Consider the following 25,850-nt stretch of genomic DNA (forward strand, 5'->3'; position numbering starts at 1 on the left):
AGAATCCTTTAAAGGGATTTGAACAAAACATCCTAGTCGGCATTTTTCCATGTGCACGACCGGTCGGCGGTGCGGTAAAGTGCCGCCCCATGAAATTCACCCGTACCGATCGCTCACTGCTGGCCTGGATGCTCTATTGCTGCGTCCTGTTCAACGTGTTCGCCTGCAGCATCGGTCACGGACAAATGGTCGGCATGCAGCTCAACGGTATCGGCGGCCAGTTCTGCGCCGTCGACCCGAGCACCCAGGCGCCGCTCGCCTCGAATCCCGCCGAAGAAAAACTGCCGACCCTGGCCAAGGCCTTCGGATGCCCGCTGTGCTCCACCGGCGGCATGGGCCCGGCGTTCAACTCCAGTCTGACCCTGGCGATCCTGCCGGAACAACACAGTCCGCCGCTGCCGGTCATCGTCAGCGCCGACCTCCCTGCCCGCTTCATCTGGCCTTCGGCCAATCCTCGCGCCCCACCGCTCGCCTGAGTGTCCTTGCCTTTTTGATTTGTCAGCCCACTGCGCCAACGCGCGGCGTTCGCCTGTGCGCTGACTCCTAGACAAGCATTCAGGATTCAATCGATGAAACAACTTACCTTGCTGGCGAGCCTGTGCGGCTGCCTGTCCGTCAACGTCTGGGCGCAATCCACCGTGGATCTGGCGCCGATCACCATTGACGGCGAGTCCGGCGCCGAACCGGGCCTGAGCCTCGACCAGTCCAGCGGCATGGCCTCGCGCCTTGGCCTCAGCGTGCGCGACACTCCGGCCTCGGTGGCGATAGCCAATCGCAATGACATCGAACGTCACGGTTCGCAAAACTTTCAGGACGCGGCCAACACCTTGCCGGGGGTGAACGCCAGTGCGCCGCCGGGCTTTGGCGGATTCGTCTCCTATCGCGGTTTTACCAGCAGCCAGATCACCCAGATGTTCAACGGCGTCAACGTTTCCGGCGGACTGGCGCGGCCCGTGGATTCGTGGATTTATGACCGGGTGGAACTGGTCGGCGGCCCGTCATCGCTGATCAACGGCGCCGGCTCGGTCGGTGGCTCGCTGAACTACGTGACCAAACTGGCCACCCGCGACGAGCAGGCCGCAGAAGGTCGGGTCAGCTACGGCACCTACGACACAACCGAAACCGCGTTCGGCCTCAACCACGCGCTGACCGACCCCGGCGCCGACATGCAGCATTACGCGCGTCTCGACGTCAGTCACAACACCAGCAACGGCTACATCGACCGCCAGGAACGCGATGCCTGGAGCGTGGCGTTCTCCTTGCTCAGCGACCTGACGCCAAACCTGTCGCACACCCTGGCCCTGGAATATCAGGATGAACACGAAGACAGCCCTTACTGGGGCACCCCGGTGCTAAACCCCAAGGCCGGCGAGTTGAAGATCGACAAGCACAACCGCTTCAACAACTACAACGTCGAGGACGGCCGCTACGAGCAGCGGACGATCTGGGTGCGCTCGATCATCGACTACCGGATCAACGACAGCACCACCCTGCGCAACACCCTCTATCACCTCGACAGCCAGCGCGATTACCGCAACCTGGAAACCTATCAATACAACGCCGACAACAGTGCGGTGAACCGCTCCACTGCGTATCAGGTTCGACACCAGGGCGAGCAGAATGGCAACCAGTTCGAACTGCGCCACGACAACACCCTGTTCGGCCTCGACACCACCTGGTCCGGCGGTTTCGAGTACAAGGTCAATCAGACCACCAACTCGCCGCTGAACGTCAAAGGCGCCAGCGCGGTGGACCCGAACAACTACCGACCGGGGCATTTCTATGACATCCCCGGAACGATGCCGGGTTTTGTCAGCGACAAGACCAACGAAGTCACGACCAAAGCGCTGTTTGCCGAAAACCGCCTGGCACTGACCGACAAGCTTTCGTTGCTCACCGGCCTGCGCTACGACGATATCGACCTCGACGTGACCAACCATCGCACGGTGACCGCGAGCAACCCGCGCCATCTCAAACGCAGTTGGGAGCCGGTCACCGGGCGCGCCGGCCTGACGTATCAGTTCATTCCGTCAGCCAATGTGTACGTGCAATACAGCACCGCCGCCGAGCAACCCAATGGCACCCAGGACTTCGATGTCTCGACCGGCAAGCAATGGGAAATCGGCAGCAAGTTCGACTACCTGAACGGACGCGGCTCGGCGACAGTGGCCGCGTACACCATCGAGCGCAAAGACTTCGCGGTGACGGATCCACTGGACCCGACCAGCAGCATTCCGGTCGGCCAGCAGACTTCGAAGGGCATCGAGATTGCCGGCTCGCTGCGGATCACCGACAAGCTTCTGGCCGAAGGCAACTTCGCCTGGGTCGATGCGCAATACGATGAGTTCAACGAAAAGAACGCCGCCGGCGTAGTGGTTTCCCGCAAGGGCAACACACCGACCAACGTGCCGGACCGGGTCGGCAATCTGTGGCTGACCTACGATTTCTCGCCGCAATGGCAAGGCGGGGTCGATGCTCGGTATGTGGCATCGGTGTTCGCCGACACGGCCAACACCATGACCGTGCCGTCGTACACACTATTTGGCAGCTTCCTCAGCTACAAGGTGGATTCGCACACCACCGTGACCGGGCGGGTGCGCAACCTGACGAATGAGGTGTACGCCGAGTTCGCCCATGTGTCGCCGGCGTATTACCTCGGCACACCGCGCACCTTGGAGCTGGCTGTGCAAACCCGCTTCTGATTCAACTCGGCGAGGGCCTGACGCCCTCGCCACACCGCTACAAACCTGCCTGGACCTTCTGCGCCACGTCCTTCGGCAACCACGCCTGCCACACATCCGGATGCGCCTTCATGAACGCCACCGCTGCGTCCCGGGGCGCCGTGTGTTTCTCGCTCATTTCGGCCAGCGCCTTGTTCAGGTCATCAATCGGAAAATCGACCTTGCTGAAGAACTCGGCAATCTGCGGATACTGCTTCTGGAACGGTGTGGACACCCCGATCGACAGCTTCGAGGCCAATGAACGGGTCGGTTTCGGATTGGGATTATCGGCGTCGGTCAGGGTCTTCCAGGCCTCGGCATCGAACGGCGGTTCTTCCAGTTGAACCAGTTTGAACTTGCCGAGCAAAGGCGTCGGCGACCAATAATAGAACAGCACCGGTTTGCCCCGACGGATCGATGAGCTGATTTCGGCATCGAGTGCCGCACCGGAGCCGCTGCGGAAATTGACGAAATCGTCCTGCAAGCCATAAGCCGTGAGCTTCTGCTTGTTCACCACCTCTGACGTCCAGCCGATCGGACTGTTGAGGAACCGGCCCTTGCTCGGGGTTTCCGGATCCTTGAACACATCCTTGTACTTCTTCAGATCGCTGACGCTGCGCAGGTCCGGCGCCAGTGGCTTGATGCCCTTCGCCGGGTCGCCCTTGATCACGTATTCCGGTACCCACCAGCCTTCGGTGGCGCCTTTGACCGTGTCGCCCAGGCTGGCGACCTTGCCTTCGGCCTCGGCCTTGACCCACACCGGACTGCGTCCGGCCCATTCTTCGCCGATGACCTGAATGTCGTTGTTGGCCAGTGCGGTCTCAAGAGTGATGGTGGTGCCCGGCAAGGTGTCGGTCGGCAGGCCGTAGCCCTTCTCGACGATGATGCGCAGGACATCGGTGATCAGGCTTCCGCTTTCCCAGTTCAGGTCGGCAAAGTGGATCGGCGCCTGTGCCGCGCTCACCGCAGGCACCGCCGTCATCAAGCCGAAGGTGGTCAGGCCAGCGGCCAGCAACCGTCGAAATCCGTTCATGCTTTTGCACCTCGTGCTGTTCACAGCAATAGCAGGATGGCCTGACAGAAGACCGCAAGCCTCTGAATACTCAGTCAACTGACTGTAGACGAGGTTCCTGCTTTTTCAGGGGCATGACACGGACAAGGCTACTTTTCAGAAATTTCCTGCAGGCTCTTCAGCTCGCGTCTGACCATGCTGGCGTATTCCGCAGGCTGCAGGGCATAGATCTGCGAGGCGACCCATCCCAGCCAGGCGCCCTTCAATTCAGCCTTTGCCGTGAACAATCGACGTGCTTCCTCACGGGCGCTGTCGAGGTTCTGCAAATGGAAATCGGCGCGGCTCACTCGCTGGCCTTGAACGTCACCAGTTCGCCCTTGCGCCACTTGGCGGCTTTGGCGGTGACGGCTTTCAGGGTCTTGGTCAGGCCTTCCTGCAACTGCTCGTTGGCGGCAAACACGGTGACCGCGCTGTGGCCTTCCTTGAACACGATGGCATGGCCGTCGGCCGTGGTGACAAACGCGTAGTCGCCCAGACCATACACGGTCATTTTGATTTCGCGAAAGCGGATGTCCATCTTGCCGCCTTCACGGCTCGGCAGCACCGATGCGCTGAAATGATCGCCGACCTTGAGCTTGAGGCCAGGTTTGTCATCGACCACCAATGCGCTTTCGGTGTCGATCTCGGCAACGTAAATGCCTTCGGCGTTCTGCTCGGTGATGTAAACAAAACGCGATTGAAACTGCTTGACCAGCTTTGCCCGCAAATCACCCAGCACGAACAAAGCATGCATATCGAGGTTACTGACTGCCAAAGAAACATCCCCACACTTGAAAAGAGTGCCGTACGCGAAAAGCGCGCACGGCAGAAAAAGTCGGCCAGGCCGAAGGTGTTGCGCGATGACTCGAATATACGCCTGAGCGAGCAAAGTGCTCATTCAACGCGAGTTGCACAAGACTACTGGAATGCCACTCGCGAAACCTGCAAAGACGTTCTCCAAATGTTGAAGGAAAACGCGTCACGGCCGGCCAGAGAAAACTGACTACGAACTTTAGGGAAAAAACTCACCAAGAAAATCACTTTTCCGACATATCGCACGCAAAAAATTGCTTTAGATAGCGCCATGCCGTCAACAGGTGTTGGCGATTCTAGAGCAGCGATGCTGTTCGCGACTACCCGCAACACCCTGTAAATGCGGGTCAATCCATGAAAAGGACTTCATATGTGCACTATGACGCATTTTGCCGTGACTCACGAACCCGCCTTTGCCTTGAACGCTCCAGTGTTCGAGACAGTTCCTACAATCGAGTCTTGCGGTCAGGCACCTTTGTTTCAGGTGATCCCGGCGGGCAACGGCTTTTTCCATATCAGGGAAAAGTCGACGGGGCTTGTCAGAGGTTTCCGCGAGAATCACAACGCCGCCTGCGCCCTCGCCCGTTCACTGGAATCGCGAATCGAACTCCTGGCCAGTGAGCACCTCAGATAAAGAGAGTGATCGACCCCGCCATTCTTCAAGGAGCACACCATGGAACTGCCTGCCTACAACCTGACAACCCTGTTCGATCAATTAGGGCTGCCTTCGGAGGAAACGGCGATCGACGACTTCATCGAAGCCCATCCGCTGGAAGCCGGTACCAAACTGATCGACGCCGAATTCTGGAGCCCGCAGCAGGCGCAATTGCTCAAGGAATGGCTGCGTGCTGATGGTGAAGAAGCGGTGATGGTCGATGAACTTAACGTGCGCCTGCACCGGGGCAAATGATTTCAATCAGTGCAGGCTGTCTCCGGCTCTGGCGCCCAATTGCGCGAGCCACGCCGCCCTGCACTCCTCGGCTTCGTCGCGACTGGCAAAAGCGGTGCCGCGCTGCTCGCCATTGAGCAGCACCACCCAGCAGACACTTTGCCCCATCGCGCGCAGCCCGGCGGGAACACCGCTGCCGATCATCACCGCGACATCGACTCTGCATTGCATGCTGACCTCCCAACTTCATTAGCAACCTAACTATGTAGGCATGTTAATGATTTGGATCAAGAGGAAACAGCGACGCCGCTGCACAGCTTAATTGCAGTTCCGGCAACAATGCCTCAGCGCGGATTTTCGGGTTTGTAGCCCAGACGCAACCCGCCCCAATGCCGGCCCTTGACCATGATCGGCACCGACAAATCATGCATCAGCTCGCCGGTATCGCGGGTGTAAGTCTGCAACAGCACCGGTTGCTGATGGCTGCCGCAGCGGATGCCGGTGCGGTCGGCGAACTTGCGCTTGGTGCGATTGTTGACGGTGTCGACCTGTGCATTCCCGGTCAGCGGCTGGCTGAACGCCTGATTGTGGGTCGGCACGTAACCCTGCTGCGTGCAGGCGATGGCAAACACCAGACCTTCGTGGCGCGGCAACAATGGTTCCTGAATGGCCGGCAGCACCTGATCGGTGTAGCGGTCGAAACGGGTCTGGAACTTCGCGGGTTGTGTATCGGGAATCGGCTGATACTGGCGGTCGAACAGGTCTTCAAGGCTGATACGCCCTTGTTCGACATCGGCCTCGAACCGCGCGGCAATCTGACTGGCCCCTTCGCGGGCGAGGTCGTAGATGCGCTGGTGATAGTCATCCAGCCCGACTTCAGCCAGACGTTCGCTGATGGTTTCTGCCTGCCCTTCCATCTGCACGGCCGCCTCGGCCAGGCGCCGGGTCTGTTGGTCGCTGATCGCCAGATCGCTGCGCATCTGCTCGATGGCGGTGAACAGGCTGTCGAGCTGCTCACGATTGGTTTCTGCGCCTCGGGCGATTTCGCCGACCTGGGTTTCCACCCCGGCCGCCAGTCGCGCGATGTTTTCCAGGTGCTGACCGGTGTGTTCGACCTGCTCGACACCCGTGTGCAAATCGTCGGAGAGCTGACGAATCTGCTCCACCACCTGCGCCGTGCGTTGCTGGATGTCGGCGACCATCTCGCCCACTTCGCCGGTGGCCGTCGCGGTACGGGCCGCCAGACCGCGCACTTCATCCGCCACCACCGCAAAACCGCGACCGTGCTCACCGGCCCGGGCCGCTTCGATGGCGGCGTTCAATGCCAGGAGGTTGGTCTGGCTGGCGATGGATTGAATCACCAGCGTCACGCGCTGAATGTCATCACTGCGCTGGCTCAAGGCTTCGATCAGTTCGCGGCTGGCATTGGCGCGCTGGCTGAGTTGATGCATGCGCGAGATCGAATCCACCAGTTCGGTGCGCCCCGCTGCGCTGCTGTGATGGGCTTCGCTGGCAGCGCCCAATGCCTCGCGGCTGAGCTGCGAAGTGGCCTGCTCAGTGGCGATCATGACTTCAGCGTTGTTGACGATCTGCGCGGCGGCGTCGAGTTGCGATTGCAGCTTGCCGGCCAATTCCTTGACGGAAAATGCCACGCCGGCGGCTGACAGCGCGTTATGGCTGGTGGTGTAGGAAAGATCGCGAGTCAGCTCGGACATCGCGCTGCTGCTGTCGACAGGTTGCGCATCGGGGACCGCCCGGGAACGCAGGCGCGGAAGCCAGACAATCAGTACCGCCAGCGGCATGCCGACGTACAAGGGCCATTCGCCCAGGCTCATCCCGGCCAGCAACAGCATCAGGGCGATGCTTTGCAGGGTCGGCGTCAGCCAGCGATTCTTCGGCAAAACAACTGGTGCAGGCAGAGCCGCAACCAGAGATCCATCTCTCGTCATTTCGTTACCCCACGCTTGTTCTCATTGTTGTGACTGCATTAAACGCCACTACAACGCCATTATCCATGGTCCGTTAGTCGTGGGTCTGTGGCAGGTCAATGGAATCGTGCGGGGACTTTCCGGCAGACGAGAAAAAGCAAAGATCGCAGCCTTTTGCAGCTCCCGGGGGAGCTGCAAAAGGCTGCGATCTTTTCGCGACGACCCGCATTGAAGGGGTCGCCTCAGGAATCAGGCCTGACGCTGGTGCTTGTCGATCTGCTCGTGACGCTCTTGAGCTTCGATGCAGTACTTGGTGGTCGGGCTGATCAGCAGACGTTTCAGGCCGATCGGCTCGCCGCTGTCGTCGCACCAGCCAAAGCTGTCTTCCTTGATACGCTCAAGGGCCTGCTCGAGTTGCGGCAGCATGCGCTGGTCGCGATCGATCGCGTTTACCAGCCAGGTGCGCTCTTCTTCCACCGATGCGGCGTCCGCCGGGTCAGCCGGGGTGTCCAGGCTTTCGATGGCAATACGGTTCTGCTCAATGCGCTCATGGGTTTCGACTTTCATGTTCTGCAACAGCTCTTGAAAGAAAGCGTGTTGCTCGGCATTCATGTAGTCATCTGCCGGCATGGCCAGCAACTTGTCCTTTGTCATTGATATCTCTATAAAAAACGTGCATTAAGGCGAATTAGGGAGCGTTCCGGCGAACCGCCTGCGGTCGTCGGAAAGGCATCGTTTATTGCAAACGCCACCCGGCACTCAATTTACGAAGGGGCGGCAGTCTAAGGCCCGTTTGAGGCCTCAGCAACTGTAAATACCGGGAATTTGTCCGACAAGGCCCGGAAACTGCTCTGACACCGGCTTCACAGCGCTCATCGGAGTGCGTTTATAGCAAGAAATTCAGTCGAGCGGCTGTATATAGAAGACAAACGTCGGACGAGCGGCGCTTTGTCGCAATTCGTTACGGTCGTTGACGGCGACAGCAGCCTTTTCCAAAGACTGACAAATCCCCCCAACCTCGGCTACGTTATGCCCTCCCCGGTTCGACTTGAAGGAACGCGTCATGAAACTGATCGGAATGCTCGACTCACCGTATGTCCGCCGCGTGGCGATCTCCGCCAAGTGCCTGGGTATTGAACTGGAACACGACCCGGTATCGGTGTTTCGCCATTTCGAGCGCTTCCAGCAGATCAACCCGGTGGTCAAGGCCCCGACTTTGGTGCTCGATGACGGCGAAGTACTGATCGACTCGACCCTGATCCTCGACTACCTCGAATCCCTCTCCGGCAAAACCCAGCTGCCCGCCGACCTGTCGCAACGGGTCAAAGCCCTGCGCCTGATCGGCCTCGGCCTCGCCGCCTGCGAAAAAGCCGTGCAGCTCTACTACGAACGCAACCTGCGCCCGACCGACATCCAGTACCAGCCGTGGGTCGAACGCGTCGAAGGCCAACTCGCCGCCGCCTTCACCGCCCTCGAACACGAACTCGAAAAACACCCGCTGCCCACCGACGGCCCCCTCCAACAGGACGGCATCACCCTCGCCGTCGCCTGGAGCTTCACCGGCCTCGTCGTCCCCGACCAGATCGACGCGGATCGCTTCCCGCGCATCGCCCAATACACCGCGTACGCCGAAAGTACCCAAGCGTTCATCAGCACCCCGATGACCTGACCATGAGCACAACCGAAACCGCCGCCCCGGCCCTCAAAGAAATCTTCAACGCCGAACGCCTGCAACACATCGCCACAGAAATGAGCGCCGTGTACCCGGCGTTCAAGGCCAAAGCATTTCTCAAACACGCCCATAACGGCCTCGCCGATCTCTCCGTCATGCAACGCATGGCCCGCGTCAGCGAAAGCCTGCATCACGTGCTCCCGCTGGATTACGCAGATTCCCTCGACGTACTACGCGAACTTGCCCCACGCCTGAACAGCGGCTTCGTCAGCATGTGCCTTCCGCACTACGTCGCGAGCTACGGCACGCACGCGTTCGATACATCGATGGACGCCCTGAAGTACTTCACCACCTTCGGCTCCTCCGAATTCGCCATCCGCCACTTCCTGCGCAGCGACCTGGAACGCTCGCTGGAACTGATGCACGACTGGACCCGAGACGAAAACCACCACGTCCGAAGACTTGCCAGCGAAGGCAGCCGCCCTCGTCTGCCGTGGTCGTTTCGACTGGAATCGGTGCAGGCTGATCCGCTGTTGGCTGCCGGGATTCTCGACCGGTTGAAGGCGGATGAGAGTTTGTATGTGCGCAAGTCCGTGGCGAATCATTTGAATGACGTGACGAAAGAACATCCGGAGTGGGTGCTGGATACGGTTGAGGGGTGGTCGCTGGAGAACAAGCAAACGGCGTGGATTGCCAAGCATGCGTTGCGGAGTTTGATCAAACAGGGGGATTTGCGGGCGCTAGCAGTTATAGGCGCAGGGGCGAAGGCTGAGGTTGAGTTGCTGGATGTGAAGGTGGAACCGGCGATTGTGCGGCTTGGGGAGACGATTACCTTGTCGTTTACGGTGAAGTCGTTGGTGCCAGTGGAGCAGCGGTTGGTGATTGATTATGCGATTGACTATGTGAAGGCGAATGGCGGGACATCGGCCAAGGTTTTCAAGTTGAAGATGTTGGAGTTGGCGGGGTTTGGGAGTGAGGTTGTTGCGCGGCGGCAGGTGATTAAGGATTTCACTACGCGGAAGCACTATGCGGGGATACATGCGGTGCATGTGGTGGTTAATGGGGAGCGGTTGGGGAGTACAGCGGTTGATATCAACTGCTGACGAACTGTAAGTTCCTCTCTGACGTTGCTCTCGGACGCCAACAAAGTAAAAAGAGGACCTGGCCATGAAGCTTGAACAAACAATCGATTGCTTTTTTAAATATGCGATTGAACAGAGAAATCCGTACAACAGCTTCCCGCTCACTACTGAAGCCGATGAGTTTGGCGGGCCATATATTGAAATTTCCGACTCAGGAAAACTGGCTATCGTTGCGCGAGATCGCGGTTATGAAGTGTTGAGAAAAGAGACAACATCACCAGAGGAGCTGGCTAAATTGGTGTATGAAATGTTCAACAAGAGATAAACCTGCAAATTTTTTCGTTATTCCGTTTGATCCAGCTGGACGCCTTCAACTTTTCGCAACCTTTCAAACAGGGACGAAATTACTTTCTGACTGTTTTTTACCAGAAGTATCTACAGACGCTTGGCAATCCCTCCAGCCGGCTTCAGGCGGGAAGGAATGTCAAACTTTCAAGATCGATCTCGGTTCAACACCCTATATCCCCCTGGTAAAGCGAAACCCTGGACACTCCCAGCTCGGATTGTAAGAGCTCGACTAGCGTTCTGAGCTTTTTATTTTTAGACATCGATGTCGGGCGCACTACCGTTGCCTGTCCGGGTTCGTCATCGTAAATCCTGATCAGAAACATGTCCTCTTCGCTCTGTATTTCATAGTTATAACCACGATACTCATACCCGAGGTCGTGGTCGACGTCATCAAAGCGAGTAGCTTTTATTATCTTCAAAGTGGCATCCAGTATTCGATCACTGTAGAAGGATCGTTTCAAAAAAAACATGCAAAAAACAGGACGCATCTATTTATCAAGAGATCCGTCCTATCTTCTTCGACTCACCCCCGTTTTCCAAGAATTACCAACTGCCATAAGGAATGCCGAATTTTTCGATATAACGCTTGGATTTTTCACTGACCGGATAGGCGTAACGTCCCTGGTTTTTGCCTTGGCTTGGACCCAGCGGTTCAATCTCAGCTTGCGCCCTAGCCACTTTGACCGGGTGATGACAAGAGTCCCTAACCCACACTTGCACAACTCCGCCCGGCGCCAACCCCAGATAAACTGAAGAAATATAGGTCGCCGTTTCCTCCGGCGTTTTCGCGCATCGCTGGTTGACAGATGTCAGCATCAACTGCCTGGCTTCTTCCGGTATTTCAACCCAAACACGATAGGTCTGAGGCTCCACAATAGATTGCCAACGAACAAAGATACGCTTGGGAAGATCGGCCCCTACCACTGCTTTTGCAGAGCCGCCTACGCCATGCCAACCTCGGGCTGACTCTGTGCCATCCTCTGGTTGCCCGCCCGAGGCGGATCCCCCGCCGGTGCGTAGGAACGTTTTTCCTTTGATGTCTTCCACCGAAGTATCTTCCACCCAAACCTTCATGTAGTGAGGCTCTGTGAAACCCAGCTCCCACCATGGGGATTTTGGGTCGTTTTTCGCTGAAAGCGGGTCTGCGGAACAACCGGTCGTGAGCAGTGTGCACAGCAGGGTTACAAGTAGCTTCATTACCAAAGCGTCCAGTCAGGTACGTGCGGGTGTTTTACTCGAATTGCATCTGACGTGGGAGCGTTGATGTAAACCGCTTTCACGCCACTTCCATCCCTTCGGCCAAGTGGGTGGTTCCAGTTGGCTGACGTATGAATGTACTTGAGTTTGAGGATTTGCTCCTCTTGTGGGGTGGTGCTGTAGTCGCCAGAGACAAAACGATCACACAAAGCTTGAAGCTCCGCAGGAATAGAAAACTCGGGAGTCTCAGGAATATCGTTGAAGCGAACTCCCTTGGCTTTCGCCTGTTGATGCATCACGCGTAAACACACTCTGGAAAGCATCCCGCTCACAGGGCGTTTGAGCTGAACGGCGGCATAGACGCGCTTGATCTGTGGACTAGATCGATCCTGTGGACTATTCGGCATAAGGAGTGGCGGTGGCGTGACGATTTCCAGCATTTCTGAAGGCCAGCCATTGGCGAGCCACTGATTTTTCACAGTTAAAGCATCTTGATAAATCGAGGTGGTTACGACATCAGTGTTAAGCGACTCCTCAAGCGTCTGCATCGGGCTGACGAGTACGCACTCATCCGCTTCCTCGAGGTAGCCCCCACCAATATCGGAATGAACACCGGGCAAAATAATCTCCTGGTGATCTGGCGTTACACAGCTGAGGGCGAAATTTCCCCTGCACTCATCACGCGCGACCAATTGGAGGACATCAGTGAAATAGCGTTGATCCAGATAAAGCTTGATACCTGTTGCAACGGGGCTTTTGATGTTGCCCAAATTGGACCAGCCAGCAATGGAAGGAACGGTATCGAACAGGCCTATAAATCCCATATTGATATCGCTTTTATATTGATCGCTGAAAGTCGAACTCAAGGAAGCTGCGTTATTTCGAAGGATCTCTCCTAAAGGACCCTGTTTGCCGCGCACGACTTCATTTGCAAAATGCCGAGCGGCTGCCGCACCACGGCTGAAGCCGAAGGTGTCGAATGTCAGGGAGACAATTTCACAGCCCGGATTTTCGTCCAGCGCCTCCTTGATCCGCTGCTTGATCAATACGAACGAAGATTGAACACGACCGGCAACTCCGGTTTCGCCACGCCCAGTACCAGCTCCCAAGGTGCTGTCTTTTTCACCTGAAAGGGTGCCGATCCCTTCGACATACACCATGCGAAAAGCACGTTTTCGCGTGCCCTCACCTTCGGCTGCCTCAGGCGTGTCATACAGCTCACTCAGCTTTTTGATATTGCTGACATCATTGCCATAACTACTATCCGGATCACTCATATACGGCTTGCAGCTTGCATCGATATCTTTAGCCGCTATCGGATGATGAGCACCACACAGAAGTCCGGCCGCAGCGTTATTGGCATTATTCCCCGTCCCATCGAAGAACACTCCGATCCGCAGGGCTATGCCGATTTTTTCACGTGCCGATGCAGGTTCCTTCCCGTGTTTCTCATACTCAGCCCAACGCTGGGCATGAATATCGACGGGGTCGGTTCCTTTGTTGCGATAGTTTTTAGGCGGGTTGGGAATGTAGCCACTCAATCCTTGATTCCTTCTTCTGATCCTTGAAGAACGGGCCGAAGGGTGACAGCGGAAATCGGGGGACGCAAGGCGTGGCCGCGTGCCAGCACTTGGCGCTCTTTCTCCCTGCCTGCAATGGTGGCGCCGAGCCACGAATGATATGGTTCAGCCTCAAAACCAGGAACGACACCTCGTGCACAAACAATGTCTGGCAACAGCAGTCACCTTCGCCATCAGTTTTTCCGCCCTTGCCTCTCCTGTACCGCAGGAAGAGCTCGAAGAGTGCCAACGAATAGAAAACTCGGCCAAACAGGTCATGAAAACCAGGCAGCAAGGCGTGCCCATGGCTTCGGTGTTGGAATTGGCCGAAGCGGCAGGTAAGCAGAACGAGTACGTGGGTGAGGTGTTCAAGTCGTTGATCCGCGAGGCGTACGAGATTCCTCAATACTCAAGCGAGAGCTTGCAGCAGAAAGCGATCAGCGATTTCCATTCCAATTTCTACAAGGCTTGCATCGTGACGGCGGAAAAGAGAGCAAACGCCAACGGTTGAGCTTAACGAACAAAAAAGGGAGCAGATTCAGGTAGTGAATCTGCTCCCTTTTTCTGAAGGGCTCCTGTTTCAGTTTCCGGGCCAAAGCCCCCCATCACCTTCACCCGCACTAAAACCCGCCCCCTCAATGTGATAAACCTGCGGCTCCTCCGAAAAATACTCCTCCAGCCCCAACATAAAGACCCTGTGATCCTCCCCCGCCTCAAACTCCGTATGCGCCTCAAGCGATTCCCACCGCACGATCAAATTGAACCGCTCCGGCGTTTCAATCCCCTGCGCAAGCATATGCCCGCCATACCCATTCGCGCGGCGGAGCAAAGGCGCAACCTCGGCAAATGCGCGCCGGAACTCATCAATGCGTTCTGCGTGAACAGGCAACAAAGCGATCTCATAAATCATGACGCATCCCCCACAGAACCTGCCCGAAGCCCCGGCTCGACCGCAATCGCAATCTTCCCTTGAAGACCATTGTTGGGACTTTCCAACCGAGCATGGGCCAGCGGAATCTCCGCAAGCGAATACACCGCGCCAACATGAGGCCGCAGTTGACCGCGCTCCACCAGGGCACTCAATTCATCGAGCTTGCCGCGGTTCTGGCGGGTGAAAACGAAGTGATAGCTCGCGTTCTTGCCCCAGGCCTGAACGAGGTTTTGTGGTTTGGCGATGTCGACGATCGAGACCACGCGGCCAAGTTGTGCGAGGGCGTCGGGACTGCGCGAGAGTGTGTCGCCGCCGATGGTGTCGAATACCACGTCCACTCCGAGGCCATTGGTTTCTCGCAGGATGGCGTCGACGTAGTCGTCCTTTTCGTAGTCGATGATCACGTCGGCGCCCATGCGGCGGACGAACCCGGCGTTTGCTTCGCGCGCAGTGGTGAACACTTTGGCACCCATCGCTTTAGCGAGCTGGATGGCGACGTGTCCGACGCCTCCCGCGCCGCCGTGGATCAGAATGCTCTCCCCCACTCTGAGCGCTGCCCGCACGACCAGGGCTTCCCACGCCGTCCCGCCTACCAAGCTGAGGCTGGCCGCTTCGAGATGGCTCAGCGATGAAGGCTTTTTGCCGATAATGCTGGCTGACGCTACGTGGTATTCGGCATAGCTGCCGGGGCCGTCAAAGATTTGCGGCGTGTACCAGACTTCATCTCCGGGGGCGAAAGCCGTCACGCCGGGGCCGACGGCTTCGACTACGCCGGAGACGTCATGTCCGGTGATGGCCGGCAGTGGCACCAGGTCGGAATAGTCGCCGCGTCGGACTTGATAATCCAATGGATTGATCGAGGTGGCGTGTACCCGGACCAGCACTTGCCCCGCTTCCGGCACGGGTTTGGGCACGTCGCAGAGTGTGAACGATTCCGGGTTGCCAAATGATTCAAGCAGCATCGCTTTCATGGTGAATCCTCGTATCGACAATAAGGGATATCGAGATATCTCGATATAATGCGGTAAATTTTTTTACAGCTCTTTCCCTATGACCTCGGCCAAAGCGCTGATGTTGGCTTCATTGCGCTTGTAGTAGGTCCACTGACCGATGCGCCTGACTTCAACCAGGCCCACGCGCTGCAGCGTTGCAAGATAACCGGACACCGTTGACTGCGAGAGTCCGATGCCCTCTTGAATACTGCTCACACACACGCCCACCGTGTGTACGTCGCCCTCGTCCTGCGGGGGGAAGTTCTTTACGGGGTCTTTCAAGCCTTTCAGGATTTCAAGCCGTACCGGGTTTGAGAGTGCTTTGAATACTTCGATCAGGTCCATGTCGCGAGAATATCGAGATTATTCGATATGTCAATACGCTGATTGACCAGCGGAAAACAGAACGGTCTGCCGACACCCACGGCATCGGCAGACCGGATTTCACCGCAAAAAACCTCAGTACGGATTACACCGCTGCGCCACCGCCGTCGCCTGATCCACATACGGCCGCGCCGGTTCAAGGTTCCACTCCGGCTTGTTCCTCACAGGCTTGCCATCAAACGTCGCTGCCAGATGACAGACCAGCTGCCGGCGCAATGACCCGCCGTTGACGCTGTACTGGCGCCATTGCTCGTCGTTTTTGTGTTTGTTGTACAGCTCGGCAAACATGCGGTCGGTCTGGTCGTCTTTGATCGCGCGACCGCAGGCGGTCGGCACGACTTCCAGAGACCAGGTTTTCGGCCCGAGTTTAGGGTCGTCACGCTGAACCCAGGTGCTGGACTCGATGTACTTCTCGCAGAACTGTTGCGCCGGTGGCGCTGCCGTCTGCATGCACGAGAACGTGGCCTTGGCGGTCGGGGTTCTCGGGAAGTCGATCTTGACGATGTTGCGATCCTTGCCGGTCTTGTTCTTGTAATCGCGCTGGTTGGCCAGCGCATCGTTCAAGCCCCGGGAATCACTGTAGAAAAACGCCAGGATCGGCAATTCATCGGTTTTCGGGTTGCCCAGGCGCAGCTCGGTCTGGGTCTGGAACTCACGGGTGTTGATGACGCGCCGGGCGCCCATGAAGTTCTGGAACGCGTTGACCCGATCCTGGCTGCTCATCGGATTGCGCATGTTGAAGCCGCATTGCAGCTGATCCTGCTGGCGGTTGTTGTTGAACTTGGTGAAGTGCGCGACCCACGCGTTGACGTTGGTGATCGGCGGCGCCATGGCCTGGCAGACCGCTTCGGTCGGGCTGGTGTTCTTGTTGTTGCCGCAGCCGCGATCGTCGCGAAAATCGGTCCAGGCATCGTTGGGAAATGCGCAGTAAACATGCACCGGATTTTCCGGATCGCGCACCATATCGACCGGGGTGATGATGTACCCGTTCTGGGTGCTCATGCCGGGGTCTTCGTAGCTGATACCATCAGCCCGCATGTAGGAGGCGGCAAACGTGCCCAGTTCGACCGCTTTGGGGCTTGGGTTCCACACATCCCACTTCTGCCCTTTCGCCGGGTCGGCCCGGTGCGTGCCGCGGATCAGCAATCCCGAACAGTCCGAAGCCGGGTCTTTGCCGCAACTGGCGGTGGTGTTGTTGTACAAGCTTTCAACGCGTTTGAGGGTTTCTTCACAGGACTCGGCACTGGCCGAGGTCGCGTGCAGAAACAATGGAACCGCGAGTAACGGGACGATCCTGTTCCAGCGCTCTTTCATGACGTGTTTCTCCCTGATGGTGCTTCTGACCTTCCCTGCTCAACCCGATGCGACGTCCTGCTGCATCGGGCGGGCTTAACGCGAAACCGGGTTGCAACCTGCCGAGCGTGTCTCGTTGTCCGAGAGCGCAGGCCGGAAGGGTTCAAGATTCCATGGCGTCTTGGCGCGGTAATTCACCAGTACGCAGTTCAATTGCTGGCGCATGCTGCCGACGGATTTTTCGTTGTCGCGCCAGTTGCCATCGGCGCCTCTGAGGGCAAATAACTGCTGGTACAAGACGTCGATCTGTTCGTTGGGCAAGGCACGTCCGGCGGCGGTCGGCACGACGCTCAAGGTCCATTCGTCCTGACGGGTGCCCGGGTCGTAGCGTTTGACCCAGTCGGCAGATGCGATGTATTGCGGTGCCTTCACCGGCAGCGGATTACAACCGGTCTTCGCCGCTTCCTGAGGGGTGACCACGGGACGGAACGGTTCCAGATTCCATTCGGTCTTGCCGGGGTAGTTCTGCACCAGGCAGCTCAATTGCTGACGCATGCTGCCGGCGGATTTTTCGTTGTCGCGCCACTGGCTGTCGGCACCGCGCAGCGCGAACAATTCCTTGTACAAAGCCTCCTGATCGCTGGCCTGAATCGCCTTGCCCTGAGCGGTGGGCGTGACGTTCAGGGTCCACTCGTTCTTGCCCGTGCCGGGGTCGTGGCGTTCGACCCAGTTGGCCGAAACAATGTAGCGAGGCACCGGAGCCGGCGTGGTTTGCCCGTTGCCAGCGGCTGTCAGATCAATCGCCTGATCCGCCGCAACGTAGCTGAAACGCTGTTCCGGCGGTTTGGTGAAGTCCAGTCGCAGGACCGGCACGCTGTACCCCTGAGCCTGGAGTTTCTTCTGGAAGTTGCGCGCGCTGTTCAAGCCGTTTTCCGGTTTCGGCGGCGCCTGATCGCCGCGGGTGGCGAAGTTCTGCGTGCTGTTGACGTTGTAGATGAAGGCGTCGATGTACTTCATATTCTCGCTGCCGTCGTTAGTCGACGAAGCGTTCTTCAACATGAATTCGTTGACCTGCGCACTGAAGGCGAAGGGGTCTTTGTTGGTGGTGTTCACCCGCGATTCGTGGACGCGGATCATCGCATTCCAGTCGCTGGGCTTTTCCGCGTTCCAGGAACACTGGCCGTACTGGATCGGCCCTTTCATCAACCCGGTGTACTTGTTGGTCCACTGCTCGGCGGTGGTCACGCCGGCTTCCGCGCAAGTGCCGTAGGCCAGCGCGGCGTTCTTGTTGTTCATCGTTCCCTGAGCGGCGCGCGGCGGTTCGCGACTGTCGAAAAAGCCGCAGCCATACCACTTGCGCTCGGGCCCGGTGCCGCCATCGAAGGCGTAGATACAGGTGAAGCCTTGCTCCTTGACCGGCAATTGCAGCGCCGCCGCATCAGTGGGATTGCGCAGGATGAAACCGGCCGGGTGAATGAGAATCCGGGTGCTCAGATCCTTGCGGATCCACGAGTAGGACGTCGCACCGATCTTGATCGCGTAAGGGCTGTAGTCCCACGGGTTGAACGGCCCGTCGTTGACCATGCGCAACGTCACCCCGCTGCAATAATAGAGCCCGCGAGCAGCACCGGTGTCGGGCTCCTGGCAGGCATCCTTGAGGGTATTGTAGTTGCGGTTGATGCGGTTCAGGGTTTCCAGCGGGTCGAGAGGTGGCTGGGCCGCCACGGCGCTGAATGCCAAGGGCAGGAACAGGCTCAGAATTAAAGGCGAACGAACGGCTGCGCGCATAACCGACACTCCTTGTCGTGCGAGATGACACTTCCATGAAAGGCAGCGTAGTTAGCTCAATCCATACGGTCAAACCGCTGACCGGAACGTTGTGAACATGTCCTCACTTCTTGAACACTTAACTCAACACCGAACTCACCGCTGACGCGACGGCAGCATGCGCAGCAGCGTGTTGTCCCGCACCCAATAGTGATGAAACAGCCCCGCCGCCGCGTGCAGGCCGATCAGCCAATAGCCCGCACTGCCCAGCAGCTCATGCCAATACTTGATCTGTTTGGCCATGTCCGGATCGACCACCACCGGCGCCGGTAAATGAAGGCCGAAGTACGGAAAGGGTTTGTCGCCAGCGGCGAGCATCAGCCAGGCCAGCACCGGTGTGACGATCATCAGCACATACAGGGCCAAGTGCATCAGGTGAGCGATTGCGGTCTGCCAGGCAGGAGGTTTCGGGGTAATCGGTGGACGCGGCGACAGGCGTCCGAGAAGGCGGACCCACACCAGGACGAAGATGCTCGCGCCAAACACCCCGTGCAACCCCATTAACAGGCCTCGCGCTTCGCTGCCTTTGGGCATGAATCCTTTGATTTCAACGCAAGCGTATACGCCGACGAACAACGCCAGCATCAGCCAGTGCAATGTGATCGACAGTTTTCCATAACGGGGTGCGGCCATGTCGTGGGTCATAGGTGCCTCGTGATTGTTGTGAGCGACGGCGGACTCGTTCGGCCGTTTCGATCCGGTTGCCGGGCGAACCGACGGCGTTACCCTGCCCTGACAGTCTTAAGACAGTCTGAAGATCAACGGTTTCGTAAACCTTTTTTCACCTTCAGACTTCGTTAAGAAATGGCCCGGATACTCCACTCAAACCTATTGAGGGAGGCCTTCAGCCCATGCCCGATTCTGACTGGAACATCCCCCTGCCCCTGCACTTCGGCCATGCCGAAACACTGATGCGATTGTCCAGCTCGCTGCCGGGCGACGCTCAGCGGGCATCGTTCGAAGCGTTCATTCAACAGCGCTTTCACAAGGCTCATGGCGCCGATATTCGTCATTTCATGCCCGAACTGTTTGGCGTGCACAACGACTCCGGCGAACTGTGCGCGGTGGCCGGCGTACGCCGCGCGCATCTTGAATCGCTGTTTCTCGAACGTTACCTGGATGAGCCGATCGAGCCCTTGATCAGCGCGGCGGCCGACCGTCCGGTGGAGCGCAGCGGCATTGTCGAAGTCGGCAACCTTGCCGCCAACGACACCGGCAGCGCACGCCTGAGCATCATTGCCATCACTTACCTGTTGGCCATGGGGGGTCTGGAATGGGTGACCTTCACCGGCAATATCGGACTGGTCAACAGCTTCCATCGCCTGGGTCTGAAACCGGTAACGCTGTGCGCCGCTGACCCGGAGCGTCTGGGCGATGACCGTCACCACTGGGGCAGTTACTACGAAAGCAAACCCTGGGTGCACGTGGGCAATATCCGCTCCGGTTTCATCCATCTTCGCAACATCGGTCTGTTCAGCCGGCTGGGATTGCCGACATCCGTTGAGGGAGCCTGCCATGTCGCTTGAACGTCAACGATTTCAGGAAACCCTGCGCAGCCATGCAGGGCGCAATGACAACGCCCTGGCGTTGTGGGGCGACACGCTGAAAATCAGCTACACGACGCTGTACGCCGAGGTGATGTACCGCCAGCAGCGCTTGCGCGATGAAAACGTGAAGGTTATCGCCCTGGCGCTGGACAACGGCGTCGAAGCCATACTCTGGGATCTGGCAGCGTTGTTTGAAGGCTTGACGTGCGTGACCCTGCCACCGTTCTTCAGTCCGGCACAACGTGCCCATTGCCTTGAGCAAAGCCAGGCCGAGCGAGTGATCGCCGAACCGGAGTTGGAGCCAGAATTGCTGGCCGCCGGTTATGAACAACGCGGTGAATTCTGGTGCCGCGCCTTTGAAGGCCCGAACCGCCTGCCAGTCGGCACCGCCAAACTGACGTTCACTTCCGGCACCACCGGTACACCGAAGGGCGTGTGCCAGAGCGCGGACAGTCTGCTGCGGGTCGCTCGGGAGCTGGAAGAGGCCAGCAAAACCACAGCCCCTCAACATCACGTGGCGTTGCTGCCACTGGCGATCCTGCTGGAAAACCTTGGCTGTTATGCGGCCCTGTACGCCGGGGCGACGCTGAGCGTGCCGAGCCAGAAAATCCTGGGCATCCAGGGCGCCAGCGGCGTCGACCTGCCGCGCTTGCTCGGCTGCCTGGCCCACCGGGCGCCCGAGAGTCTGATCCTGGTGCCGCAATTGCTTTTGCTGTTGGTCAGCGCTGCCGAACAGAAAGCCTTCGATCCGCAATCGCTGCGTTTTGCCGCCGTTGGTGGCGCACGGGTTTCCGAGGATCTGCTGCACCGCGCGCAACGGGTCGGCCTGCCGGTCTACGAAGGCTACGGCCTGTCCGAGTGCGCCTCGGTGGTCTGCCTCAACCGGCCCGGGGCTCGGCGTCCGGGCAGTGTCGGCCGGCCCCTGCCCCATGTCGACGTACGCCTTGCCGAAGACGGAGAGGTGTTGATCAAGGGCTCGACACTGATCGGTTACCTGGGCGAACCGGCATTCAGTGATGAATGGTGGCCCAGCGGTGATCTGGGCGAATTCGATCCGGAAGGTTTTCTCTACCTCAAGGGCCGCAAGAAGCATCAGTTCGTCACCAGCTTCGGGCGCAACGTCAACCCGGAATGGGTCGAGTCCGAACTGACCCAGCGCCATCACATCGCTCAGGCCTTTGTGTATGGCGAGGCCTTGCCACACAACCACGCCCTGCTCTGGCCACATCGCCCTGATTGCACCGATGCACAACTGGAAGCCGCCGTCGCCGCTACCAACGAGGTATTGCCCGATTACGCCCAAGTGCATCACTGGACGCGCCTCAAACAACCCTTCACCGCCGCCAATGGCCTGCTCACCGCCAACGGCCGCCCGCGCCGCGATGCGATCGTCGCGCAGTACCGCACCTTGCTCACTGAATCAGTCCTTTCCGAGGAATCGGCACCATGAGTTTTTTCGACACCCTGCAAGAAGCCACACAACAGGAACGCCACGAGTTGTTCAACCTGCCGGTGATTCTCGACGCGCTGCAAGGCAAGGTCAGCCTTGAAAGCTATCGCGCGTTTCTCGCCCAGGCCTACTACCACGTGCGCCACACCGTACCGCTGATGATGGCCTGTGGTGCGCGACTGCCGACGCACCTGGAATGGCTGCGCAAAGCCGTGTGCGAATACATCGAGGACGAATACGGTCATGAGCAATGGGTACTCGACGACATCGCCGCTTGTGGCGGTGATCGTGACGCGGTCCGGGACGGTCAGCCTTCGTTGCCGATCGAGCTGATGGTCAGTTTCCTCTACGACCTGATCGCCCGGGGCAACCCGGTGGGGTTGTTCGGCATGGTGAATGTGCTTGAAGGCACCAGCATCGCTTTGGCCACACACGCGGCAGGCAGCATTCGCGAACGACTGGCGCTGCCCGAAACGGCGTTCAGTTATCTCAGCTCCCACGGTTCGCTCGACATCGAGCACATGCACACCTATCGCCGGTTGATGAATCAGCTGGAAGATCCGGCCGATCAGGCGGCGGTGATTCATGCCTCGAAAGTCGTCTATCGGCTCTACACCGACATGTTCCGAAGCCTGCCCCGTGACACGGAGGTTCAACATGCAGCTGCATGAAGCCCGTGTGGTGCTGACCGGTGCCAGTGGTGGCATCGGACTGGCCATCACCCGTGCCCTGTGCGCCGCCGGTGCGCAAGTCCTGGCGGTGGCGCGACATCAGGAATCGCTGCGCCCGTTGCTCGATCTTTACCCACAGAATCTGTGCTGGGTCGCTGCCGACCTGACATTCCTCAGCGACCGGCGCAAGGTGCTGGCCGCCGCCGAGGCCATCGGCGGCATCAACCTGCTGATCAACGCCGCCGGGGTCAATCACTTCGCAATGCTGGAACAGCTCGACGACAGCGACATCAACGCCATGCTGGCGGTGAACATCAGTGCGCCGATCTGCCTGACCAAACTGTTGCTACCGCTGCTCAAGCAGGCCGACAGCGCCATGGTGGTCAATGTCGGCTCTACCTACGGTTCAATCGGCTATCCCGGTTATGCCAGTTATTGCGCAACCAAGTTTGCCTTGCGCGGATTTTCCGAGGCCTTGCGCCGGGAACTGGCGGACACCCGGGTCGGCGTGCTGTATGTCGCACCGCGCGCCACCCGCACCAGCATGAACAGTGCCGCTGCGCAGGCATTGAACGATGCACTCAAAGCCAGCGTCGACGATCCGCAGGCCGTCGCCGCCGCCGTGATCCATGCGATTGCCGGTGATCGCCGCGACCTCTATCTGGGCTGGCCGGAGCGCTTTTTCGTGCGCCTCAACAGCCTGCTGCCCAATCTGGTGGATCGCGGTCTGCGCAAGCAATTGCCGTTGATCCGTCGCCTGAGTGAAAAACCCGAGAACGAGACGCCAAAACCATGAAAAGACTCTTCGCATGCCTGCTGCTGGGCGCCCTAAGTCAATCAGCCTTGGCGATGGACGCCGCCGATCAGCAACGCCTCAACAGCATCCAGCAGAGCTGGGCGCACATCCAGTACGAAACACCGGAAAAACAGCGCGCCGCTGCATTTGAACAGTTGGCCGTCCAGGCAACGCACTTCGCCACGGAACGTCCGGCCGTCGCCGAGGCCTGGATCTGGAAAGGCATCGTCACCAGCAGTTGGGCCGGTGCCGAGGGCGGACTTGGGGCCCTGGGCAAAGCCAAGGACGCCAAGGCCGATCTGGAAAAATCCCTGACCCTCGATCCCAAGGCGCTGCAAGGTTCAGCCTACACCAGCCTGGCCGCGCTGTACGACCGGGTACCGGGCTGGCCGATCGGTTTCGGCGACAGCGACAAAGCCGAACAACTGCTCAAACAGGCTTTGCAACTCAACCCCGACGGCATCGACAGCCTGTACTTCTGGGGCGACCACCTCTACCGTCAGAAACGCTACGCTGAAGCCAGGGCAGCGCTGCAAAAAGCCCAGCAGGCCGCTCCCCGTCCGGGCAGGGAAAGTGCGGACGCCGGGCGCCGCAAAGAGATCGCCGCGTTGCTGGTGGACGTGAACAAGAAACTCGACTGACAGGGGTTCGTGTGCGTTTATTACTGATCGAAGATGACGAGGCCCTTGGCGAGGGCATTCATCAGGCGCTGGGGCGCGAGGGCTACACCGTCGACTGGCTCAAGGACGGCAGCAGCGCCCTGCACGCCCTGCTCAGCGAGACCTTTGACCTGGCGGTGCTCGATCTCGGCCTGCCACGCATGGACGGTCTCGAAGTGTTACGCCGTCTGCGCGCCAGCGGCTCGAACCTGCCGGTGCTGATCCTCACCGCACGCGATGCCACGGAAGACCGCATCGCGGGACTGGACGCTGGCGCCGACGACTACCTGATCAAGCCCTTCGACCTGGCCGAGCTCAAGGCCCGTCTGCGCGCCCTGCTGCGACGCAGTGCCGGACGCGCGCAGATGCTTATCGAACACGCCGGCATCAGCCTCAACCCCGGCACCCAGCAAGTCAGCTATCTGGGCCAGCCGGTGATACTCACGCCCAAGGAATATCAGCTGCTGCATGAACTGTTGTCGCCACCCGGCCGGGTCATGACCCGCGATCACTTGACGCAACTGCTCTACGGCTGGAACGAAGAAGCCGAAAGCAACACCCTGGAAGTGCACATCCACCACCTGCGCAAGAAATTCTCCACCGACCTGATCCGCACCATCCGCGGTGTGGGTTATCTGGTGGAGGAACGCCGATGACCTCGATCCGGCGCCGTACTCTGACTCTGATCATCGGTCTGATGCTTGCCGGGCTGACAGTGCTCAGCCTGTTCAACCTGCACGACAGCAACCACGAAATCGCCGAAGTCTACGACGCGCAACTGGCGCAGAATGCGCGTCTGCTGCAAGGCGTGATGCGCATGCCGTTGCCGGGGCAGGAACACGCGGATCTGTATCGGGCGTTCAACTCGGCATTGGCTGAAGCTGTGCCAAAAGGTGACGGCCACCCCTACGAAAGAAAACTCGCCTTTCAGGTCTGGAATACCAAGGGCGAGGTCCTGGTGCATACCGCCAGCGCGCCCTCCTTCAGCACGCCGCCGATCCAGCCTGGCTTCAGCGACGTGGAGGATCTGAACAAGCGCCACTGGCGGGCCTTTATCCTGGAAGACAAACAGAACGGGCTGCGCATCTGGGTGGGCGAACGTGGCGACGTGCGAGCGGATCTGGTTGACCGGATCGTCCGCCACACACTATGGCCGAACGTGATCGGCAGCCTCGTCCTTGCCGCGATGATCTGGCTGGCCATCGGTTGGGGTCTCAAACCCTTGGCCAACATGGCCGCAACCCTGCGCGCCCGCCACAGTGGCTCCCTCGAACCGCTGCAATTGACACCCCTGCCCAGCGAGCTGGAACCGATGCAGGCCGCGCTCAACCGCATGCTCGCGCAGATCCAGGAAGTGCTGGGCCGTGAACGGCGCTTCATCGCCGACGCCGCCCACGAAATGCGCACGCCATTGGCGGTACTGCGTGTCCATGCGCAAAACCTGCTGGAGGCCGGCACTGAACAGGAGCGGCGCGAGTCACTCGAGTTTTTGATCGCCGGGGTGGATCGCACCAGCCGCCTGGTCAATCAGTTGCTGACCATGGCCCGCCTCGAACCAGAGGCCAAGGCGCCTGCCAACAAACGCATCGATCTCGGTGAAATCGTACGCAACAGTCTGGTGCAACTGACGCCGTGGCTGTTGAGCAAACATCTGGAACTGGCCTTCGACGTCAGCGCCCCCTCCTTCAATGCCCTCACCGATGCTGCCGCCATCGACATCGCCCTGAACAACCTGATCACCAACGCTGCCAATTTCTCTCCCGAACAGGGCGTGATCGGCGTGCAATTGACCCAGGCCGACGGCTTCTACCATTTGAGCGTTGAAGATCAGGGGCCGGGAATCGATGAAGCGGATCGAGCGCGGTTGTTCGAACGGTTCTACAGCCGGGGCAATCCCCAAGGTGCGGGGCTGGGGCTGACCATCGTCCATACCATCGCGACCCGTCTGGGCGGGCGAATCACACTGGAAAACCGGGTCGAGGGCGGTCTGAGGGCGACGCTGTCGATTCCCGCCGGTTGAACAAGTCTTGCGACCGTTGAG

29 protein-coding genes are annotated in these 25,850 nt (G+C 58.9%); 15 read left to right on the forward strand and 14 right to left on the reverse strand.

The features are described from left to right. Positions 1-89: 89 nt before the first annotated feature. Positions 90-476, forward strand: coding sequence for a DUF2946 domain-containing protein (locus tag ABTV87_RS17045; RefSeq protein ID WP_085602912.1), 387 nt, complete (start codon positions 90-92; stop codon positions 474-476). A gap of 93 nt (positions 477-569) precedes the next feature. Continuing rightward, entirely contained in the window at positions 570-2,702 is a 2,133-nt protein-coding gene (locus tag ABTV87_RS17050) for a TonB-dependent receptor (protein ID WP_433897981.1), read from the forward strand. Between the two features lie 37 nt (positions 2,703-2,739). On the opposite strand, the gene ABTV87_RS17055 is transcribed toward ABTV87_RS17050, so the two are convergent. The 3 genes from ABTV87_RS17055 to ABTV87_RS17065 form a co-directional block, all read right to left on the reverse strand. Continuing rightward, positions 2,740-3,753 (reverse strand): ABC transporter substrate-binding protein, encoded by a 1,014-nt coding sequence (locus ABTV87_RS17055; RefSeq protein WP_115078290.1) that lies wholly within the window; start codon positions 3,751-3,753, stop codon positions 2,740-2,742. 128 nt (positions 3,754-3,881) lie between these two features. Further along, positions 3,882-4,079 carry a hypothetical protein gene (locus ABTV87_RS17060; RefSeq protein WP_085602906.1) on the reverse strand — a complete coding sequence of 66 codons (198 nt, stop codon included), beginning with the start codon at positions 4,077-4,079 and terminating at the stop codon, positions 3,882-3,884. Continuing rightward, positions 4,076-4,546, reverse strand: coding sequence for a hypothetical protein (locus ABTV87_RS17065; RefSeq protein WP_007950541.1), 471 nt, complete (start codon positions 4,544-4,546; stop codon positions 4,076-4,078). The genes ABTV87_RS17060 and ABTV87_RS17065 overlap by 4 nt, the downstream gene beginning before the upstream one ends. A 408-nt stretch (positions 4,547-4,954) precedes the next feature. Here ABTV87_RS17065 and ABTV87_RS17070 point away from each other — a divergent pair, with 408 nt between their 5' ends. Next, on the forward strand, positions 4,955-5,218 hold the full coding sequence (locus tag ABTV87_RS17070; protein ID WP_085602904.1) for a hypothetical protein: 264 nt from the start codon (positions 4,955-4,957) through the stop codon (positions 5,216-5,218). A gap of 39 nt (positions 5,219-5,257) precedes the next feature. Further along, complete coding sequence (locus ABTV87_RS17075) at positions 5,258-5,494, forward strand: DUF2789 family protein (protein ID WP_007950543.1); 237 nt, start codon at positions 5,258-5,260, stop codon at positions 5,492-5,494. A 6-nt stretch (positions 5,495-5,500) separates the two neighbouring features. Here ABTV87_RS17075 and ABTV87_RS17080 read toward each other — a convergent pair whose 3' ends face one another. The 3 genes from ABTV87_RS17080 to ABTV87_RS17090 all read right to left on the reverse strand — a co-directional run bounded on the left by ABTV87_RS17080 (position 5,501) and on the right by ABTV87_RS17090 (position 8,055). After that, the gene (locus ABTV87_RS17080) at positions 5,501-5,704 is read right to left on the reverse strand and encodes a hypothetical protein (RefSeq protein WP_085602902.1); all 204 of its coding nucleotides are present in this window, start codon (positions 5,702-5,704) and stop codon (positions 5,501-5,503) included. A 113-nt stretch (positions 5,705-5,817) separates the two neighbouring features. Next, positions 5,818-7,422: a methyl-accepting chemotaxis protein gene (locus ABTV87_RS17085; RefSeq protein WP_433897982.1), complete on the reverse strand. Its 1,605-nt coding sequence runs from the start codon at positions 7,420-7,422 to the stop codon at positions 5,818-5,820. Positions 7,423-7,650: 228 nt separating this feature from the next. Beyond that, positions 7,651-8,055, reverse strand: a complete 405-nt coding sequence (locus ABTV87_RS17090) for a TraR/DksA family transcriptional regulator (RefSeq protein WP_039767046.1) — start codon at positions 8,053-8,055, stop codon at positions 7,651-7,653. Between the two features lie 409 nt (positions 8,056-8,464). Between ABTV87_RS17090 and ABTV87_RS17095 the strand changes: the two genes are divergently transcribed. From ABTV87_RS17095 to ABTV87_RS17105, 3 genes are all read left to right on the forward strand, one after another. Then, the gene (locus tag ABTV87_RS17095; protein ID WP_433897983.1) at positions 8,465-9,070 is read left to right on the forward strand and encodes a glutathione S-transferase; all 606 of its coding nucleotides are present in this window, start codon (positions 8,465-8,467) and stop codon (positions 9,068-9,070) included. A 2-nt stretch (positions 9,071-9,072) separates the two neighbouring features. Continuing rightward, the gene (locus ABTV87_RS17100; protein ID WP_221534324.1) at positions 9,073-10,176 is read left to right on the forward strand and encodes a DNA alkylation repair protein; all 1,104 of its coding nucleotides are present in this window, start codon (positions 9,073-9,075) and stop codon (positions 10,174-10,176) included. 64 nt (positions 10,177-10,240) lie between these two features. Next, complete coding sequence (locus tag ABTV87_RS17105) at positions 10,241-10,480, forward strand: hypothetical protein (RefSeq protein ID WP_085602893.1); 240 nt, start codon at positions 10,241-10,243, stop codon at positions 10,478-10,480. 566 nt (positions 10,481-11,046) lie between these two features. Here ABTV87_RS17105 and ABTV87_RS17110 read toward each other — a convergent pair. Together ABTV87_RS17110 and ABTV87_RS17115 are read right to left on the reverse strand one after the other, a co-directional pair. Continuing rightward, positions 11,047-11,700, reverse strand: a complete 654-nt coding sequence (locus tag ABTV87_RS17110; RefSeq protein WP_433897984.1) for a DUF2931 family protein — start codon at positions 11,698-11,700, stop codon at positions 11,047-11,049. Beyond that, complete coding sequence (locus ABTV87_RS17115; RefSeq protein ID WP_433897985.1) at positions 11,700-13,241, reverse strand: phospholipase effector Tle1 domain-containing protein; 1,542 nt, start codon at positions 13,239-13,241, stop codon at positions 11,700-11,702. Before ABTV87_RS17115 ends, ABTV87_RS17110 begins: the two co-directional genes overlap by 1 nt. A gap of 172 nt (positions 13,242-13,413) precedes the next feature. Between ABTV87_RS17115 and ABTV87_RS17120 the strand changes: the two genes are divergently transcribed. Continuing rightward, complete coding sequence (locus tag ABTV87_RS17120) at positions 13,414-13,770, forward strand: hypothetical protein (RefSeq protein WP_221534320.1); 357 nt, start codon at positions 13,414-13,416, stop codon at positions 13,768-13,770. Positions 13,771-13,839: 69 nt separating this feature from the next. Here the strand turns inward: ABTV87_RS17120 and ABTV87_RS17125 are convergent, their stop codons facing one another. The 6 genes from ABTV87_RS17125 to ABTV87_RS17150 all read right to left on the reverse strand — a co-directional run bounded on the left by ABTV87_RS17125 (position 13,840) and on the right by ABTV87_RS17150 (position 19,331). Beyond that, entirely contained in the window at positions 13,840-14,169 is a 330-nt protein-coding gene (locus ABTV87_RS17125; RefSeq protein ID WP_433897986.1) for an antibiotic biosynthesis monooxygenase family protein, read from the reverse strand. Next, positions 14,166-15,161, reverse strand: coding sequence for a zinc-dependent alcohol dehydrogenase family protein (locus tag ABTV87_RS17130; protein WP_433897987.1), 996 nt, complete (start codon positions 15,159-15,161; stop codon positions 14,166-14,168). Before ABTV87_RS17130 ends, ABTV87_RS17125 begins: the two co-directional genes overlap by 4 nt. A gap of 63 nt (positions 15,162-15,224) precedes the next feature. Then, positions 15,225-15,527, reverse strand: coding sequence for an ArsR/SmtB family transcription factor (locus ABTV87_RS17135; protein ID WP_007950555.1), 303 nt, complete (start codon positions 15,525-15,527; stop codon positions 15,225-15,227). A gap of 114 nt (positions 15,528-15,641) precedes the next feature. Next, entirely contained in the window at positions 15,642-16,880 is a 1,239-nt protein-coding gene (locus tag ABTV87_RS17140; protein ID WP_433897988.1) for a DUF2599 domain-containing protein, read from the reverse strand. 75 nt (positions 16,881-16,955) lie between these two features. Further along, positions 16,956-18,647 (reverse strand): DUF2599 domain-containing protein, encoded by a 1,692-nt coding sequence (locus ABTV87_RS17145; RefSeq protein ID WP_433897989.1) that lies wholly within the window; start codon positions 18,645-18,647, stop codon positions 16,956-16,958. 135 nt (positions 18,648-18,782) lie between these two features. Then, complete coding sequence (locus ABTV87_RS17150) at positions 18,783-19,331, reverse strand: cytochrome b (protein ID WP_258711908.1); 549 nt, start codon at positions 19,329-19,331, stop codon at positions 18,783-18,785. 206 nt (positions 19,332-19,537) lie between these two features. Here ABTV87_RS17150 and ABTV87_RS17155 point away from each other — a divergent pair, with 206 nt between their 5' ends. The 7 genes from ABTV87_RS17155 to ABTV87_RS17185 are packed head-to-tail and all read left to right on the forward strand — an operon-like array spanning position 19,538 to position 25,829. Then, positions 19,538-20,212, forward strand: a complete 675-nt coding sequence (locus ABTV87_RS17155) for a thermostable hemolysin (protein WP_085602876.1) — start codon at positions 19,538-19,540, stop codon at positions 20,210-20,212. Then, the gene (locus tag ABTV87_RS17160; RefSeq protein ID WP_433897990.1) at positions 20,202-21,683 is read left to right on the forward strand and encodes an AMP-binding protein; all 1,482 of its coding nucleotides are present in this window, start codon (positions 20,202-20,204) and stop codon (positions 21,681-21,683) included. The genes ABTV87_RS17155 and ABTV87_RS17160 overlap by 11 nt, the downstream gene beginning before the upstream one ends. Then, complete coding sequence (locus ABTV87_RS17165) at positions 21,680-22,354, forward strand: TenA family transcriptional regulator (RefSeq protein ID WP_221534310.1); 675 nt, start codon at positions 21,680-21,682, stop codon at positions 22,352-22,354. Before ABTV87_RS17160 ends, ABTV87_RS17165 begins: the two co-directional genes overlap by 4 nt. Continuing rightward, positions 22,341-23,150, forward strand: a complete 810-nt coding sequence (locus ABTV87_RS17170; RefSeq protein WP_085602871.1) for an SDR family oxidoreductase — start codon at positions 22,341-22,343, stop codon at positions 23,148-23,150. Before ABTV87_RS17165 ends, ABTV87_RS17170 begins: the two co-directional genes overlap by 14 nt. Next, complete coding sequence (locus ABTV87_RS17175) at positions 23,147-23,791, forward strand: tetratricopeptide repeat protein (protein WP_085602869.1); 645 nt, start codon at positions 23,147-23,149, stop codon at positions 23,789-23,791. The genes ABTV87_RS17170 and ABTV87_RS17175 overlap by 4 nt, the downstream gene beginning before the upstream one ends. An 11-nt stretch (positions 23,792-23,802) precedes the next feature. Next, positions 23,803-24,465, forward strand: coding sequence for a response regulator (locus tag ABTV87_RS17180; RefSeq protein ID WP_085602867.1), 663 nt, complete (start codon positions 23,803-23,805; stop codon positions 24,463-24,465). Next, positions 24,462-25,829, forward strand: a complete 1,368-nt coding sequence (locus ABTV87_RS17185; RefSeq protein WP_085602865.1) for a sensor histidine kinase — start codon at positions 24,462-24,464, stop codon at positions 25,827-25,829. Before ABTV87_RS17180 ends, ABTV87_RS17185 begins: the two co-directional genes overlap by 4 nt. The last annotated feature ends 21 nt before the right edge of the window (positions 25,830-25,850 follow it).

Origin of the sequence: Pseudomonas sp. PSE1(2024), assembly GCF_050990555.1 — a bacterium.
GTDB lineage: Bacteria > Pseudomonadota > Gammaproteobacteria > Pseudomonadales > Pseudomonadaceae > Aquipseudomonas > Aquipseudomonas aphyarum.

Coding starts and splice junctions, on each gene's coding strand:
- ABTV87_RS17045 (WP_085602912.1), top strand. CDS start 90: ATGAAATTCACCCGTACCGATCGCTCACTGCTGGCCTGGATGCTCTAT.
- ABTV87_RS17050 (WP_433897981.1), top strand. CDS start 570: ATGAAACAACTTACCTTGCTGGCGAGCCTGTGCGGCTGCCTGTCCGTC.
- ABTV87_RS17055 (WP_115078290.1), bottom strand. CDS start 3,753: ATGAACGGATTTCGACGGTTGCTGGCCGCTGGCCTGACCACCTTCGGC.
- ABTV87_RS17070 (WP_085602904.1), top strand. CDS start 4,955: ATGTGCACTATGACGCATTTTGCCGTGACTCACGAACCCGCCTTTGCC.
- ABTV87_RS17075 (WP_007950543.1), top strand. CDS start 5,258: ATGGAACTGCCTGCCTACAACCTGACAACCCTGTTCGATCAATTAGGG.
- ABTV87_RS17080 (WP_085602902.1), bottom strand. CDS start 5,704: ATGCAATGCAGAGTCGATGTCGCGGTGATGATCGGCAGCGGTGTTCCC.
- ABTV87_RS17085 (WP_433897982.1), bottom strand. CDS start 7,422: ATGACGAGAGATGGATCTCTGGTTGCGGCTCTGCCTGCACCAGTTGTT.
- ABTV87_RS17090 (WP_039767046.1), bottom strand. CDS start 8,055: ATGACAAAGGACAAGTTGCTGGCCATGCCGGCAGATGACTACATGAAT.
- ABTV87_RS17095 (WP_433897983.1), top strand. CDS start 8,465: ATGAAACTGATCGGAATGCTCGACTCACCGTATGTCCGCCGCGTGGCG.
- ABTV87_RS17100 (WP_221534324.1), top strand. CDS start 9,073: ATGAGCACAACCGAAACCGCCGCCCCGGCCCTCAAAGAAATCTTCAAC.
- ABTV87_RS17105 (WP_085602893.1), top strand. CDS start 10,241: ATGAAGCTTGAACAAACAATCGATTGCTTTTTTAAATATGCGATTGAA.
- ABTV87_RS17110 (WP_433897984.1), bottom strand. CDS start 11,700: ATGAAGCTACTTGTAACCCTGCTGTGCACACTGCTCACGACCGGTTGT.
- ABTV87_RS17125 (WP_433897986.1), bottom strand. CDS start 14,169: ATGATTTATGAGATCGCTTTGTTGCCTGTTCACGCAGAACGCATTGAT.
- ABTV87_RS17130 (WP_433897987.1), bottom strand. CDS start 15,161: ATGAAAGCGATGCTGCTTGAATCATTTGGCAACCCGGAATCGTTCACA.
- ABTV87_RS17135 (WP_007950555.1), bottom strand. CDS start 15,527: ATGGACCTGATCGAAGTATTCAAAGCACTCTCAAACCCGGTACGGCTT.
- ABTV87_RS17140 (WP_433897988.1), bottom strand. CDS start 16,880: ATGAAAGAGCGCTGGAACAGGATCGTCCCGTTACTCGCGGTTCCATTG.
- ABTV87_RS17145 (WP_433897989.1), bottom strand. CDS start 18,647: ATGCGCGCAGCCGTTCGTTCGCCTTTAATTCTGAGCCTGTTCCTGCCC.
- ABTV87_RS17150 (WP_258711908.1), bottom strand. CDS start 19,331: ATGACCCACGACATGGCCGCACCCCGTTATGGAAAACTGTCGATCACA.
- ABTV87_RS17155 (WP_085602876.1), top strand. CDS start 19,538: ATGCCCGATTCTGACTGGAACATCCCCCTGCCCCTGCACTTCGGCCAT.
- ABTV87_RS17160 (WP_433897990.1), top strand. CDS start 20,202: ATGTCGCTTGAACGTCAACGATTTCAGGAAACCCTGCGCAGCCATGCA.
- ABTV87_RS17165 (WP_221534310.1), top strand. CDS start 21,680: ATGAGTTTTTTCGACACCCTGCAAGAAGCCACACAACAGGAACGCCAC.
- ABTV87_RS17170 (WP_085602871.1), top strand. CDS start 22,341: ATGCAGCTGCATGAAGCCCGTGTGGTGCTGACCGGTGCCAGTGGTGGC.
- ABTV87_RS17175 (WP_085602869.1), top strand. CDS start 23,147: ATGAAAAGACTCTTCGCATGCCTGCTGCTGGGCGCCCTAAGTCAATCA.
- ABTV87_RS17185 (WP_085602865.1), top strand. CDS start 24,462: ATGACCTCGATCCGGCGCCGTACTCTGACTCTGATCATCGGTCTGATG.